Source organism: Sphingobacterium sp. UME9, assembly GCF_014170215.1.
GTDB classification, from domain to species: Bacteria; Bacteroidota; Bacteroidia; order Sphingobacteriales; family Sphingobacteriaceae; genus Sphingobacterium; species Sphingobacterium paramultivorum.
The window spans coordinates 88,808-102,336 of the sequence record NZ_LZZP01000012.1 but is presented as its reverse complement, the minus strand read 5'-3'; the positions used below and the strand labels follow the sequence as shown (position 1 = coordinate 102,336).

Here is a 13,529-nt window from a genome sequence, read left to right as displayed (position 1 = left end):
CTATCTTTGAGGCATTAAAATAAACTACAAAATTTACTTTACAACATTTAAAAACAATGGAAAGAGATCAAGCCATTTTTAATTTAATAGCTGATGAGCTTAAACGCCAAGAAGAAGGTATTGAATTAATTGCTTCAGAAAACTTTGTTTCAAAACAAGTGATGGAAGCTGCTGGTTCAGTGTTGACAAATAAATATGCAGAAGGCCTCCCAGGAAAACGTTACTATGGAGGTTGTGAAGTTGTGGATGAGATTGAAACCATCGCAATTGATCGTGCAAAACAATTATTTGGCGCAGAATGGGTAAATGTTCAGCCTCACTCTGGTGCTCAAGCAAATGCGGCTGTTTTTTTGGCGACAATCAAACCCGGCGACAAAATCTTAGGTCTTGATTTATCTCACGGTGGTCACTTGACACACGGTTCACCAGCGAACTTATCTGGTAAGATCTATCAACCATTATTTTATGGTGTAAAAGAAGATACAGGTCTAATTGACTACGAGCAATTGGAAGAAACAGCGCTTCGTGAAAAACCAAAGATGATCATCTGTGGTGCTTCGGCTTATTCTCGCGATTGGGATTACGCGCGCATTCGTAAAGTTGCAGACGAAATTGGTGCTATCGTAATGGCTGATATTTCTCACCCAGCAGGTTTAATCGCTCGTGGTTTATTGAATGATCCACTTCCACATTGCCATATCGTTACGACAACGACACACAAAACGCTTCGTGGTCCACGTGGTGGTATGATTATGGTCGGTAAAGATTTTGAAAATCCATGGGGTATCAAAACACCTAAAGGTGAAATCCGTACAATCACGCAATTATTGGATTTAGCTGTATTCCCAGGTACACAAGGTGGTCCTTTGGAGCATACAATCGCAGCGAAAGCGATCGCTTACGGTGAGGCTTTATCCGATGAGTATATGGAATATATCGTTCAGGTAAAGAAAAATGCAGCTGCATTGGCACAATTCTTTGTAGAAAGAGATTACAAGATCATCTCTGGTGGTACAGACAATCACTTGATGTTGGTGGATCTTCGCAACAAAGATATTTCTGGTAAAGAAGCTGAAGCTGTATTAGGTAAAGCCGGTATCACAACAAATAAAAATATGGTTCCTTTCGATACACGTTCTCCTTTTGTGACTTCAGGTGTACGTTTTGGTACTGCAGCAATTACAACACGTGGTATTAAAGAGAATGAAATTATACAAATCGGCGAATTGATCGATGAGGCATTGAAAAATGCATCTAACGATGCTCAACTGGATTTGATCCATGGTAAAGTAAGAGCAATGATGGCTGAGTTCCCATTGTATAAATAAGAAATTCCCCTAGGAATAAAAAAAAGCGGAATCACCGATGCGGTGGTTCCGCTTTTTTTATTTTCTTACAGCTATTTTCAGCGTAACATGTATGGTATAAGTCCGTACCAATTTAATTTATCAAAGGAATTATATAATAACCTGAACCGTATTTTATACGGTTCAAATAGGGGCTTATCCGAATGAGGTCCCTATTAGGTCCCTATTAACTCCCTGTAAAGTTCGGATTAAATAATGCCGCATTGGCGTGTTGTCCTTCTCATGTACAACAGCTGGTTCTAGCTTGTTTCGGAGGGATTGAAAGAATTGCCTTAAGAGCTCGGTTTGGAAATGTGAGGCAGATAACTTATTTTTAAATGTTAAAAAACCTTAAAATAAATTGTAATAATTTGATTACTCATTTATTTTGCGGTAATTTGGTTTTAGATTAATTGATTGTTTTACAATAAGAAAGGATAGTTTATACGGCAAACATTTACATTTTAACACAGAACTGATAATTTATTTGCGAACTGCTAAAAAAGTAAGTGACGTATGAGACTTCTAAAAGGTAAAAGCGATCAAGAGTTGATCCAAATGTATGTCGGTGGCCAAGAGTCCGGTCTAGAGGCATTGTTGAATCGATATAAATCGAAAATATATACTTCTATATATATGAAAGTAAAAGATGAATATCTTGCTGAAGATATTTTCCAGGAGACTTTCATTAAAATCATCAACACATTAAAATCCGGTAAATATAATGAAGAGGGTAAATTTTTACCTTGGGCTATTCGTATAGCGCACAATATGATTGTTGACTTCTTTAGAAAAGCAAAACGTGCTCCAAATATTGTGAATGCGGATGGATTTGATATTTTTGAGGTGCTCGAATTTAGTGATGAAAGCGCAGAGTCAAAAATGCTCAAACAGCAGGTTGATGTTGATCTTAAGAAAATGATCCAAAAACTTCCGGACGATCAAAAAGAAGTGCTCATTATGCGACACTTTTGTGATATGAGCTTTAAAGATATTGCGGAAATAACCGAAGTAAGTATCAATACTGCTTTGGGGAGGATGCGCTACGCATTGAGCAATTTACGCAAGATGATTGAAGGTACTGATCTTACCCTACAAATGGGCTATTTATAATAAAGGGGGCATTGCAAAACGCCCCTTCTTATTTACATTCTAATTGGGATCACAGGGAGGTTTCGCTGCTTTTGTATTTTCCCATCCTTTGTTTATAATAAGGCAATGCTACAATCCTTTGCGCATCATGTCTTCAAAGCCATTTCCTTCAATAATCTGCTCCTGATTGAACTTAAAATAACTGCGCGCCTTCAGAAATGACCGATGAGTATACGTATTGAATTCTTGTTAATCAGCGTAAGTGTTTCGCTGCATCGAAGCTGAAAGCGGAGTTATTTGTCCAAATGATGTGGCAATTATGTCATGTGGAGATCAGAAGAATCTGTTCTTTTTGTCAGGTCAAAGACTTTTTTTATCTTAGAAATTTATGCATATACCTTTTTTCAACGATTGGAATAAGGTTTGATAGTCATATTATAACTATAAAACGATTGAATAGCTATGTACTTGATTTTATTTATTGGAATAATGGTGGTAAGCCTAATTGTCCAAACAAGATTCAAAAACAAATTTAAGAAATACTCCGAAATGCCTTTGAGCAACGGGATGTCTGGAGCTGAGATTGCGCAAAAAATGTTAAATGATAACGGTATATATGATGTAAAGGTATTGTCTATCCCAGATCGTTTGGGAGATCACTATAATCCGTCAGATAAAACCGTTAATTTAAGCCCCGAAGTTTACAGTGGTCGCAGTGTTGCAGCTGCAGCGGTAGCGGCGCACGAATGTGGTCATGCTGTGCAGCACGCCAAAGCCTATAAATGGTTAGGATTCCGTTCTGCAATGGTACCGATGGTCAATGCGGCTTCCAAAATGACATCATGGGTATTGATGTTGGGCGTTATGCTGTTTGCTTTTTCTAAAGGTGGTAATCCATGGCTTTTAGCTGTTGGAGTTGGGGCGCTGGCTATTACGACCTTATTTTCTTTTATCACCTTGCCCGTCGAGTTTGATGCGTCGAACCGCGCACTGGAATGGTTAAACCATGCTGGTGTAACCTATAATGGTGAAGAACATGACGGTGCAAAAGATGCTTTGAAATGGGCCGCGATGACGTATGTTGTAGCAGCGTTAAGTGCGTTGGTAACACTTTTATATTATGCATCGATTTTATTCGGTGGCCGTAGAAGTGATTAAATACGGGGATTGTAACTTTATCCTACAAAAATGCGATTATTTTTTATAGTCGCATTTTTTATGGTGTGTTAATGAGGTTACTATAGACAATTTTTTTAACTTTGCTGTTTATATAGAATAAGATTCAGATTTTATGTTTTCAAATCTTCAAGATAAGTTAGATAGGGCCTTTAAAGTATTAAAAGGACAAGGTAGTATTACCGAGATCAACGTTGCAGAAACGATGAAAGAAATTCGCAAAGCGTTGTTGGATGCCGATGTGAATTATAAAACTGCCAAAACTTTTACCGACGATGTTAAACAAAAAGCTTTAGGCGAAAATGTACTGACAAGTATTTCCCCGGGCCAATTGTTGACGAAGATCATGAATGATGAGTTGACAGCTTTGATGGGCGGATCTGTTACAGAGCTTGAGACTGGAAAAAATCCAACAGTCATTTTAATTGCGGGTTTGAATGGTGCTGGTAAAACAACGTTCTCAGGTAAGTTGGCCTTGTACCTTAAAGATAAAAAGAATAAAAAACCATTGTTGGTGGCTGGTGACGTTTACCGTCCTGCAGCGATTGATCAATTGGAAGTACTCGCGGAACAAGTGGGCGTACCAGTGTATGTGAATCGTGAATCTAACGATCCTATTGCAATTGCCAAGGCGGGTGTGGAAGAAGCAAAACGTAATGGAAATAATGTTGTAATCATCGATACAGCTGGTCGATTGGCGATCGATGAGCCTTTAATGGTTGAGATTACTGCAGTTAAAGAAGCGACAAAACCAGACGAAATCCTATTTGTTGTGGATTCAATGACTGGTCAAGATGCTGTGAATACAGCTAAAACGTTCAACGACCGTCTGGACTTTACAGGTGTAGTATTGACTAAGTTGGATGGTGATACACGCGGTGGTGCTGCATTATCGATTAAATCTGTCGTTAATAAACCCATTAAGTTTATTGGTACAGGTGAAAAGATGGATGCATTGGATGTATTCCACCCTGATCGTATGGCATCGCGTATTTTGGGTATGGGTGACGTCGTATCCTTAGTGGAACGTGCGCAGCAACAGTTTGACGAGAAGCAAGCTGCAGAGCTCCAAAAGAAAATCCGTAAGAATAAATTCGATTTCAACGATTTTAAATCCCAGATTCAACAAATCAAGAAAATGGGTAATATGAAAGACCTCATGGGAATGATCCCTGGTGTTGGTAAAGCAATGAAAGATATTGAAGTAGATGACAATGCTTTCAAACCCATTGAAGCGATTATCGATTCCATGACACCTTTTGAACGCGAAAACCCGGATGTCATTGATCAAAAACGTCGTTTACGTATTGCGAAAGGATCAGGTACTGATATTAATGAAGTGAATAAGTTATTGAAACAATTTGGTGATATGCGTAAAGTCATGAAGCAGATGTCTAATCCAGCGATGGCAGCTAAAATGATGCGTAATATGCCCAAAATGCCAGGAAAAATGTAATTTTTAGAGAATAGTTACATCATAAGAAGGGCATCGTTTTATACGATGCCCTATTTTTTTTCTGAAAGTGTCTGATCTTATTGGCCAGAAAGAACCTTCAGTCCGCTTTCATTGCTGTTGGTGTCTGCGAAGTCATGAAGGTTTTGATCATTGTATTGCCTTTTTGATTAATTTTTTCGTTTCTACTATGCGCTGTACAAGATGAATCTAGGTTACTTGCGGACAGGATACTGGTGGTTGATTCCGTAAAATTCGAACTGTTTTTAAAGAAATAATTCGTAATTTCAAGTTCCTCACCCGAGTGAACAAAATATTTGTTAAATTTGTAATTATTATGGATGACCCCGCGCAATTATCGGAATACGGCAAAATCCTTATCATTCTTCTGATAGGGGCGCTGTTAGTCTGTGCGACCATTTTTCTTGCACGTTTAATCTCTCCGAAAAAGAATAATCCCATCAAATCTGGTACCTACGAATGTGGTGAGGATCCCATTGGTTCTTCTTGGGTACAGTTTAATCCACGTTTTTATGTGATCGCCCTCGTATTTTTACTTTTTGATGTGGAGCTTATATTTATTTTTCCATGGGCCACTGTATTTGGACAGTCCGAATATATTGCGGCAGATGGAAGGTGGGGGTGGTTTACCATGATTGAAATGGCTATGTTCATTGGTATTTTAATTCTAGGATTGGTTTTTGTCTGGAAAAAGGGTGATTTGGAATGGGTTAAACCGAATGTGTCCTTACCTAAAGTTCCTGTACCTATTCCGGATAGCGCCTATGCAAGCCTGAATAGCAAGACTTATCAGGTGCGTGATTTTGCACTGGTTGTAGATGAAACTGTCGCGCACAAAACAACGATAGATGAACAGGGGGCGACGCCGAAACCAGCCTTTAAACCTCGATTTAAAAAACCTGAGTAAGCATGAGTTTAGATAGTCAATTGCAGAATAATGGTGTTATTGTTGCCAAATTAGATGATTTGCTGAATTGGGCAAGATTATCTTCAATGTGGCCTATGAGCTTTGGTATTGCTTGCTGTGCCATTGAAATGATGGGGGCAATGGCTTCAACTTACGATTTAGATCGGATGGGCGTATTCCCAAGGCCTTCTCCAAGGCAATCCGACGTGATCATTATTGCTGGAACGGTTACCTTTAAGATGGCCGATCGTATCAAGAAACTATATGAACAGATGCCAGATCCTAAATATGTTATTTCGATGGGCTCTTGCTCCAACTGTGGTGGTCCATATTGGCAGCATGGTTATCATGTGGTCAAGGGGGTAGATCGCGTTATCCCTGTGGATGTTTATGTCCAGGGATGTCCGCCACGTCCCGAGGCACTAATTGGTGCTTTTATCGAGTTGCAAAAAAAGATAGACAAAGAAAGCTTGTTAGGTGAGCAATTGTTCAGCGGAAAAGCTTAAAAGATAAATTTTATAAGATTTTAAATCAATTATGGCAAAAGATTTTTATGGTGAATTGCAATTGGGTATTCTTGGCGGTGGTCAACTGGGAAGAATGCTCATCCAGGAAGCCATTAATTACAATATAAATGTTCATGTATTGGACCCGGATAAGAATGCTCCTTGTCGCAAGTTGTGCAATAAATTTGAATGTGGTTCATTGGGCGATTTTGAAACGGTCTATAATTTCGGTAAGGATTTGGACATGATCACCATCGAGATCGAGAAGGTGAATGTAGATGCTTTGGAGAAACTGGAAGGCGAGGGAGTAATCGTGTACCCACAATCACGTATCATTCGTCTGATTCAAGATAAAGGTCTACAAAAGCAATTTTTTAAACAAAACGATATACCAACTTCGGCGTTTCAATTGATATCCAATAAGGATAATTTAGTAAATGCCTCGTTAAACTTACCGTATATCCAGAAATTGCGTAAGGATGGATATGATGGAAAAGGGGTGAAGAAGATTGTTACCCAACAGGATATACAAGAGGCGTTCGAAGAAGCTAGCTTAATTGAAGAATGGGTAGATTTTGAAAAGGAAATTGCGGTCATTGTTGCCCGGAATGATAAGGGGGAGGTGTCTACATTTCCAATGGTGGAGATGGAATTTAATCCTCAGGCTAACTTGGTGGAATTTTTGATTGCGCCGTCTTTGTATGGTGTAGAGATTCAACAACGCGCAGAGGCGATAGCAAAAAAGATTGCCGATGATTTGCAGGTCGTAGGTATATTGGCTGTAGAGATGTTCCTAACGAAAAATGGTGATATTTTGGTCAACGAATTGGCGCCGCGCCCTCATAATAGTGGTCACCAGACAATAGAAGGTAATTATGTGTCGCAATTTGCGCAGCATTTAAGGGCTATATTCAATCTACCGTTAGGTGATACCAGATGCAGAACGAATGCCGTTATGATTAACCTGTTAGGTGAACCTGGCTATGAAGGATTGGCTAAATATGAGGGAGTAGAAGAGGTGTTGGCAATGGAAGGCGTATATATCCATTTATATGGAAAGAAATATACGAAGCCATTCCGCAAGATGGGCCATGTTTGTATCATCAATGATGATCGGGAGAAAGCGATCTCCAATGCAAGAAAAGTACAAGAAATATTAAAAGTTAAAGCTTAAACAATACTATGTCAGTCAATAATAAGGCCCAGGTAGGCATTATCATGGGAAGCAAATCAGACCTTCCTGTTATGCAGGATGCTATAGATGTGCTCAAAGCCCTTGGGGTGGAATTTGAGGTAACGATCGTCTCAGCACATCGTACACCACAACGTATGTTTGATTACGCGAAAAATGCAGCTTTTCGTGGTTTGAAAGTTATTATTGCTGGAGCGGGTGGTGCGGCGCATTTGCCTGGAATGGTTGCTTCTATTACACATTTACCTGTGATAGGCGTGCCTGTAAAATCATCAAATTCCATTGATGGATGGGATTCGGTACTTTCCATTCTTCAGATGCCCAATGGTATTCCTGTAGCAACTGTCGCTTTAAATGCGGCGAAGAATGCAGGTATATTGGCTGCTCAGATTCTTGGTACACATGATGAAACAATCAGCAAGAATATCATCGAATTTAAAGAAGAGTTGGCGAGAAAAGTAATCGAGACCGCAGTAGAGGTAGAAGATACCGAATTTTAAGCTGACAATCTTACAAAATAAAAAAGGGAGCATTGCTCCCTTTTTTATTTTGTAAGATTTGCCTGTACATAGTCGTAGCTTTTTTTGAGACTTTCCATCTTATTTGGCATATAGATATTGTCTTGCTCAACAAAAGCATATTTAAGTCCGGCTTTATTCCTTTCTTTCACGATTTCAGGGAAGTTGATGCTTCCGGTCCCCACTTCGGTATACTTGATATCATTGAAGATTTGCTCAATCGGCAATTTCCCATCTTTGGGCCATTCAATAGGATTGGATTTTGTTTTATCCATATCCTTGACATGCCAAAGTTTAAAACGATTCGGAAACTTTTCGAAGAGTGCTATCGGATTTTTACCCGCTTTCTCCGCCCAGAAAAGATCTAATTCAAAATCGACCAGGTCGGGCTCAGTAAATGCAAGCATTACCTCTTCTCCAGTTGTATTATTTCCGAGATCCCTGAATTCCCAGAAATGGTTGTGATAAGCAACTTTTAAGCCCAGCTTTTTAGCCTGCTCACCAGCTTTATTTAATTGTTCCGCAGCATAGAGATAATCGTCTTTTTTCAATGCATTCAGATCAAACATCGGTGTTACAGGAGCAATTACATATTCTTGACCAAGCTCTTTTGCTGCATCAAAATAAACTGCAAGGTCTTCTTTGTCGGTGTGGGCTTTACTTAGGTATTTGGACATATCATAATGGCCTGAATGTGTTTTTAGACCGTTATCATCCAATATTTTCTTCAACTCTTTGTAGGGCAATTTCCAGAACTGCTTGGCTGTGGCGTCTATACCATAGAGCTCAACATGTTTATACCCAATTTTGGCAATTTGTTCCAAAGATCCTTTCGGATCTTTATCCATTAAATCGCGGATGGAATAAAGCTGTACGCCTATATTCTGTAATGGATTGTCGCTGATTGCACCGGCTTTATTTTGACAAGATATAAAGTTGGGCACCAGATAAGCTGCCGAAAGACCTATTCCAGCTTGCTTTAAAAATTGACGGCGAGAATTGTTCATCATATAATTGATTACTTGTTAGTGTACAATGTACAATTATTTGTTCAGAAATCAATGGTGCAACAAGGAATATTTTTGAAGAGTATGTTGATTTTATAATTATAAAATCTTCGGAGAGATTAGGTATTGTGGGGCGGTAGGAGTCCGTTTTAGGTGAGAAGTGGGGCGGTCTTCATACCAATAAAAAAGGTCTGAATATTTTTCAGACCTTTTTTCTATTCAAGTAGGAAAACTTAAACAGTCATGATATCTTTTTCTTTCAGTTCAGCTAATTTATCAACTTTTACAATGAATGCATCCGTTAACTTTTGAACCTCACCTTCGGCAGTTTTAATTTCATCTTCTGAAGCACCGTCATTTTTTAATTTTTTGATGGATTCGTTGACATCCTTACGAATATTACGAACACCAATACGGCCTTTTTCAGTTTCCTCTTTTACTTTTTTAACCAGGTCACGTCTTCTTTCTTCTGTCAAAGGAGGAACATTTAGACGAATAACGATACCGTCATTCTGCGGATTGATTCCTAGGTTGGCGTCTGTGATAGATTTTTCAATTGCGTTGATAAGCGATTTTTCCCAAGGCTGAATGACAATAGTCCGTGCATCAGTTGTATTGATGTTGGCCACTTGTGAAAGCGGAGTGGCGCTACCATAATAGTCTACTGAAATTCCATCTAACATAGATGGAGAAGCTTTACCGGCACGAATTTTAGTTAATTCGGATTCGGTGTGAGCAACTGCTTTGGACATCTTGTCTTTACAATCGTCCAATTCAATTGAAATTAGTTCGTTCATATAAGATTACGTTTTTTACAGATTTAAATTATTTAACCACAGTTCCGACATGTTCACCATTGGCAAGTTTTAATAAATTGCCAGGTTTGTTCATATCAAATACAATGATCGGTAATTTGTTTTCTTGACAAAGGGTAAAGGCAGTCATATCCATGACATTTAATCCTTTCTCATAAACCTCTGTGAATGATATTTCTTCAAATTTTGTTGCACTAGGATCTTTTTCAGGATCGGCAGTATAGATACCATCTACACGTGTTCCTTTCAATACAGCATCTGCATTGATTTCGATTGCACGCAAAGATGCAGCAGTATCTGTCGTGAAATATGGGTTTCCAGTACCAGCTCCGAAAATAACAATACGGCCTTTTTCCAAGTGGCGAACGGCTCTTCTACGAATAAATGGTTCGCAGATTTGCTCCATTTTGATCGCAGTAAGCAAACGTGTCTTTTTCCCAACCTTCTCAAGCGCATCTTGAAGAGCCATGCTGTTGATGACTGTGGCAAGCATGCCCATATAGTCTGCTTGAACACGGTCCATGCCTGATTTTTCAGCGCTTAGACCACGGTATATATTACCGCCACCGATAACAATTGCAATTTCTAAACCTTGATCGTGAATTTCTTTGATATCATTAGCGTATTGTGATACACGGTTAATATCGATACCATAGCTTTGGTCACCCATTAAGGATTCACCGCTAAGTTTTAATAAGATACGTTTGTATTTCATAATTGTTTTTTTGGAAATTTTCCAAAGGTCAAAGATAAAATATTTTTTTCATCCCTTAAGCCTTAAAGTGATATTTATTGTGCTTTTATTGTTTGGTTAATGACTTCTTGGTAATACTGCTCATACAAAGGCATAATATTAGACAATTGGAATCTTTTTGCATGATTTAATGCTGCTTCTTTAAATTTCTCTAAGCGTTCCCCATCTTCAAGGATATAAATTGCATTCTTCGCCATATCATCAACATCACCTACAGCACTGAGAAATCCAGTGATACCGTTTTCATTCAGTTCAGGTAAACCACCGGTGTTGGAAGAGATCACCGGAACTTGACAGGCCATGGCTTCTAGGGCCGCTAGACCGAAGCTTTCCGAGCTTGAAGGCATCAGGAAAAGGTCCGATACAGACAATATTTCTTCTACTGCATCCTGTTTCCCCAAGAAACGGACGTCTTTGCATACATCAAGTTCTCTGGATAGTTCCTCTGCATTTCGACGCTCTGGACCATCACCTACCATTAATAATTTGGAAGGGATTACATCATGTACTTTCTTAAAAATACGAATAACATCTTCTGTATTTTTAACTTTCCTAAAATTGGAGGTATGAACCAATATACGTTCATTGCCCGGTGCGATCGCTTTTTTGAAATGTGACCGATCTTTATTGCTGAACCTGTCCAGATCAATAAAGTTTGGAATCACTTTGATGTCTCGGGTAATGTCAAAGTATTGGAGCGTTTGATCTTTCAGATTCTGTGATACCGCAGTTACGCCATCGGATTGATTGATGGAGAATGTAACAACAGGACTAAAACTCTTGTCTTTACCAACCAGTGTAATATCTGTACCATGTAAGGTCGTTACTACAGGAATATTAATGCCATACGTAGTGAGTAAGATCTGTTTTGCCATAAATGCCGCCGATGCATGTGGAATGGCATAGTGGACGTGAATCAAATCCAACTTTTCAAAACGAACAACATCAACCAATTTGCTGGCTAATGCAGATTCATAGGGTAGAAAGTCAAAAAGTGGATACTGCGAAACAGCTACCTCATGGTAGTATAGGTTTTCAGAGAAGAAATCCAGACGTGCGGGTTGTCGGTAGGTGATAAAATGGATCTCATGTCCATTAGCGGCCAAGGCCTTTCCTAGTTCGGTTGCAACAACACCACTTCCACCAAAGGTGGGATAACAAACAATTCCTATTTTCATCTGCGTAATTATGTCTGAGCGTATATTTTTAACGGCATCCCGTTATACGCGCTGTTTAATTTGTGTTTAAAGGCTCCAAGGAACCTAATGTTAGTATTCTGCGTGTTGTCGTCCAAGACATGTGACGTCTATCACATATAAACTATTTTTATTCATGAGGCGCCGACCAAGTTATTTACCTTAACAATTGTCTTTTTAAATTATTTCATGCTAACATGAAAAATTGATAACGCTTATTCATGAATTTTGTGTTGCAAATTTCGACTATTTATGCGTAAAATAACAAAAACCAATTGCCATAGTTTTGTGAATTTTTTGATTGGTTAAAAAGCACTATCTTTAAATAGACATTAAATCGGTATATGGATAACTTTATAAGTGATATTTCAGGACAGCAATTTCCTTCAGAGCAACGTATTTTGGGGGCTTCAATCCGACAACCTATTTTCAAGCTGATAAAAAAGGAATATCCAAGTTTTAGTAAGGACAAGTATATCGCCGCAAGCGAGTTGACACGATTTAAGGAAACTTATATCTCCGAATTTTTGAAGGATGAGTCGGGGCAATTGAGTCAATTGGACCAACAGGTAATCAATAGCTTTAAGGAAAATAAAGTAATCAGCGCAAGTTTAGACGGAGATAATAAGGAGCCAGTCAGCGTAGGAGATCGGGTTGCAGATAAAGTGGCTGAGTTTGGCGGAAGCTGGACCTTTATTATTTCCTTTATCTTATTTTTGATTGTTTGGATTGCAGCCAATTTCTTTTGGTTAAATAATAAAGGCTTTGATCCTTATCCCTTTATTTTACTTAACTTGATTTTGTCCTGTGTAGCGGCCTTGCAAGCTCCAGTTATTATGATGAGTCAAAACAGACAGGAAGATAAGGACCGTGAACGCGCAAGAAATGACTATATGGTCAACTTAAAAGCTGAACTCGAAATCAGGGAATTGCATGAAAAAATAGATCATCTCATTATCCGCAAAGAACAAGAACTTGTCGAAGTACAACGGGATCAAGTGGAAAAATTGAGCTTTCTATTAAAAAAGATGGAAAAAATAGAAGAAGCATTTAAAAATAAATGAATTTAGAAGGAGTAATAGGAGAACTTACGTTTAAGTTTTCCAGGTCGGGTGGAGCAGGTGGACAACATGTAAATAAGGTGTCATCGAAAGTATTGCTGCAATGGGATGTTGCGCTATCGACAGCTGTTTCTGTTGAAGAAAAAGCAGCGGTGTTCACCGCGTTGGCAAATCGTATAAATAAAGAAGGAATACTGCAATTGGAATGCGATATCGATCGGTCGCAGGTCCGCAATAAAGAAATCGCAATCGATCGCTTTAAGCGTATATTGACGGCCGCACTTGTGCCAGCAAAACCTCGTAAGAAAACCAAAACTCCGTATTCGAGTGTTCTTAAAAGGCTGGATCGAAAGAAGCAACAATCTCAATTGAAAGCTTCAAGGAAAAAGAATTTCGATGAATAAATATGACAATATTACGTATTGATAAAAAAATAATAAATTGATTATCAGTTGATTGATTTTTAAACTAATTTATTAGTTGTT

General features: G+C 38.7%; 14 protein-coding genes. 10 read left to right on the top strand and 4 right to left on the bottom strand.

The window, feature by feature from the left end; translation table 11 throughout:
• The first annotated feature begins 56 nt into the window (after window positions 1–56).
• From glyA to purE, 8 genes are all read left to right on the top strand, one after another.
• Window positions 57–1,328, top strand: coding sequence for a serine hydroxymethyltransferase (gene glyA, locus A9970_RS17910; RefSeq protein WP_075991122.1), 1,272 nt, complete (start codon window positions 57–59; stop codon window positions 1,326–1,328).
• Between the two features lie 534 nt (window positions 1,329–1,862).
• The gene (locus tag A9970_RS17905; protein WP_075991123.1) at window positions 1,863–2,459 is read left to right on the top strand and encodes an RNA polymerase sigma factor; all 597 of its coding nucleotides are present in this window, start codon (window positions 1,863–1,865) and stop codon (window positions 2,457–2,459) included.
• A 441-nt stretch (window positions 2,460–2,900) separates the two neighbouring features.
• Window positions 2,901–3,596 carry a zinc metallopeptidase gene (locus A9970_RS17900; RefSeq protein ID WP_088160292.1) on the top strand — a complete coding sequence of 232 codons (696 nt, stop codon included), beginning with the start codon at window positions 2,901–2,903 and terminating at the stop codon, window positions 3,594–3,596.
• Window positions 3,597–3,729: 133 nt separating this feature from the next.
• Entirely contained in the window at window positions 3,730–5,070 is a 1,341-nt protein-coding gene (ffh, locus tag A9970_RS17895; RefSeq protein WP_075991125.1) for a signal recognition particle protein, read from the top strand.
• A gap of 334 nt (window positions 5,071–5,404) precedes the next feature.
• Window positions 5,405–5,995, top strand: a complete 591-nt coding sequence (locus A9970_RS17890; RefSeq protein WP_182983265.1) for an NADH-quinone oxidoreductase subunit A — start codon at window positions 5,405–5,407, stop codon at window positions 5,993–5,995.
• Between the two features lie 2 nt (window positions 5,996–5,997).
• Window positions 5,998–6,501: an NADH-quinone oxidoreductase subunit B gene (locus A9970_RS17885; protein WP_046674041.1), complete on the top strand. Its 504-nt coding sequence runs from the start codon at window positions 5,998–6,000 to the stop codon at window positions 6,499–6,501.
• Between the two features lie 31 nt (window positions 6,502–6,532).
• Window positions 6,533–7,675: a 5-(carboxyamino)imidazole ribonucleotide synthase gene (locus tag A9970_RS17880; RefSeq protein ID WP_182983264.1), complete on the top strand. Its 1,143-nt coding sequence runs from the start codon at window positions 6,533–6,535 to the stop codon at window positions 7,673–7,675.
• Window positions 7,676–7,683: 8 nt separating this feature from the next.
• Window positions 7,684–8,193: a 5-(carboxyamino)imidazole ribonucleotide mutase gene (purE, locus tag A9970_RS17875; RefSeq protein WP_088160297.1), complete on the top strand. Its 510-nt coding sequence runs from the start codon at window positions 7,684–7,686 to the stop codon at window positions 8,191–8,193.
• A gap of 44 nt (window positions 8,194–8,237) precedes the next feature.
• On the opposite strand, the gene A9970_RS17870 is transcribed toward purE, so the two are convergent.
• The 4 genes from A9970_RS17870 to bshA all read right to left on the bottom strand — a co-directional run bounded on the left by A9970_RS17870 (window position 8,238) and on the right by bshA (window position 11,965).
• Window positions 8,238–9,221: a sugar phosphate isomerase/epimerase gene (locus A9970_RS17870; protein WP_227550265.1), complete on the bottom strand. Its 984-nt coding sequence runs from the start codon at window positions 9,219–9,221 to the stop codon at window positions 8,238–8,240.
• 230 nt (window positions 9,222–9,451) lie between these two features.
• Entirely contained in the window at window positions 9,452–10,015 is a 564-nt protein-coding gene (frr, locus tag A9970_RS17865; RefSeq protein ID WP_075991131.1) for a ribosome recycling factor, read from the bottom strand.
• Between the two features lie 28 nt (window positions 10,016–10,043).
• Window positions 10,044–10,748, bottom strand: a complete 705-nt coding sequence (gene pyrH / locus A9970_RS17860) for a UMP kinase (RefSeq protein ID WP_075991132.1) — start codon at window positions 10,746–10,748, stop codon at window positions 10,044–10,046.
• A gap of 74 nt (window positions 10,749–10,822) precedes the next feature.
• Window positions 10,823–11,965 (bottom strand): N-acetyl-alpha-D-glucosaminyl L-malate synthase BshA, encoded by a 1,143-nt coding sequence (gene bshA, locus A9970_RS17855; protein ID WP_075991133.1) that lies wholly within the window; start codon window positions 11,963–11,965, stop codon window positions 10,823–10,825.
• A 362-nt stretch (window positions 11,966–12,327) separates the two neighbouring features.
• Between bshA and A9970_RS17850 the strand changes: the two genes are divergently transcribed.
• Window positions 12,328–13,047 (top strand): DUF1003 domain-containing protein, encoded by a 720-nt coding sequence (locus A9970_RS17850; protein ID WP_153847216.1) that lies wholly within the window; start codon window positions 12,328–12,330, stop codon window positions 13,045–13,047.
• Entirely contained in the window at window positions 13,044–13,448 is a 405-nt protein-coding gene (arfB, locus tag A9970_RS17845; protein ID WP_120333462.1) for an alternative ribosome rescue aminoacyl-tRNA hydrolase ArfB, read from the top strand. Before A9970_RS17850 ends, arfB begins: the two co-directional genes overlap by 4 nt.
• Window positions 13,449–13,529: the final 81 nt, after the last annotated feature.

Excerpts from the sequence above, each read along its gene's own strand:
- A9970_RS17850 (WP_153847216.1), top strand. The coding sequence starts at position 12,328 with ATGGATAACTTTATAAGTGATATTTCAGGACAGCAATTTCCTTCAGAG.
- A9970_RS17900 (WP_088160292.1), top strand. The coding sequence starts at position 2,901 with ATGTACTTGATTTTATTTATTGGAATAATGGTGGTAAGCCTAATTGTC.
- A9970_RS17905 (WP_075991123.1), top strand. The coding sequence starts at position 1,863 with ATGAGACTTCTAAAAGGTAAAAGCGATCAAGAGTTGATCCAAATGTAT.
- purE (WP_088160297.1), top strand. The coding sequence starts at position 7,684 with ATGTCAGTCAATAATAAGGCCCAGGTAGGCATTATCATGGGAAGCAAA.
- arfB (WP_120333462.1), top strand. The coding sequence starts at position 13,044 with ATGAATTTAGAAGGAGTAATAGGAGAACTTACGTTTAAGTTTTCCAGG.
- glyA (WP_075991122.1), top strand. The coding sequence starts at position 57 with ATGGAAAGAGATCAAGCCATTTTTAATTTAATAGCTGATGAGCTTAAA.
- ffh (WP_075991125.1), top strand. The coding sequence starts at position 3,730 with ATGTTTTCAAATCTTCAAGATAAGTTAGATAGGGCCTTTAAAGTATTA.
- A9970_RS17880 (WP_182983264.1), top strand. The coding sequence starts at position 6,533 with ATGGCAAAAGATTTTTATGGTGAATTGCAATTGGGTATTCTTGGCGGT.
- A9970_RS17885 (WP_046674041.1), top strand. The coding sequence starts at position 5,998 with ATGAGTTTAGATAGTCAATTGCAGAATAATGGTGTTATTGTTGCCAAA.
- frr (WP_075991131.1), bottom strand. The coding sequence starts at position 10,015 with ATGAACGAACTAATTTCAATTGAATTGGACGATTGTAAAGACAAGATG.
- A9970_RS17870 (WP_227550265.1), bottom strand. The coding sequence starts at position 9,221 with ATGATGAACAATTCTCGCCGTCAATTTTTAAAGCAAGCTGGAATAGGT.
- bshA (WP_075991133.1), bottom strand. The coding sequence starts at position 11,965 with ATGAAAATAGGAATTGTTTGTTATCCCACCTTTGGTGGAAGTGGTGTT.
- pyrH (WP_075991132.1), bottom strand. The coding sequence starts at position 10,748 with ATGAAATACAAACGTATCTTATTAAAACTTAGCGGTGAATCCTTAATG.
- A9970_RS17890 (WP_182983265.1), top strand. The coding sequence starts at position 5,405 with ATGGATGACCCCGCGCAATTATCGGAATACGGCAAAATCCTTATCATT.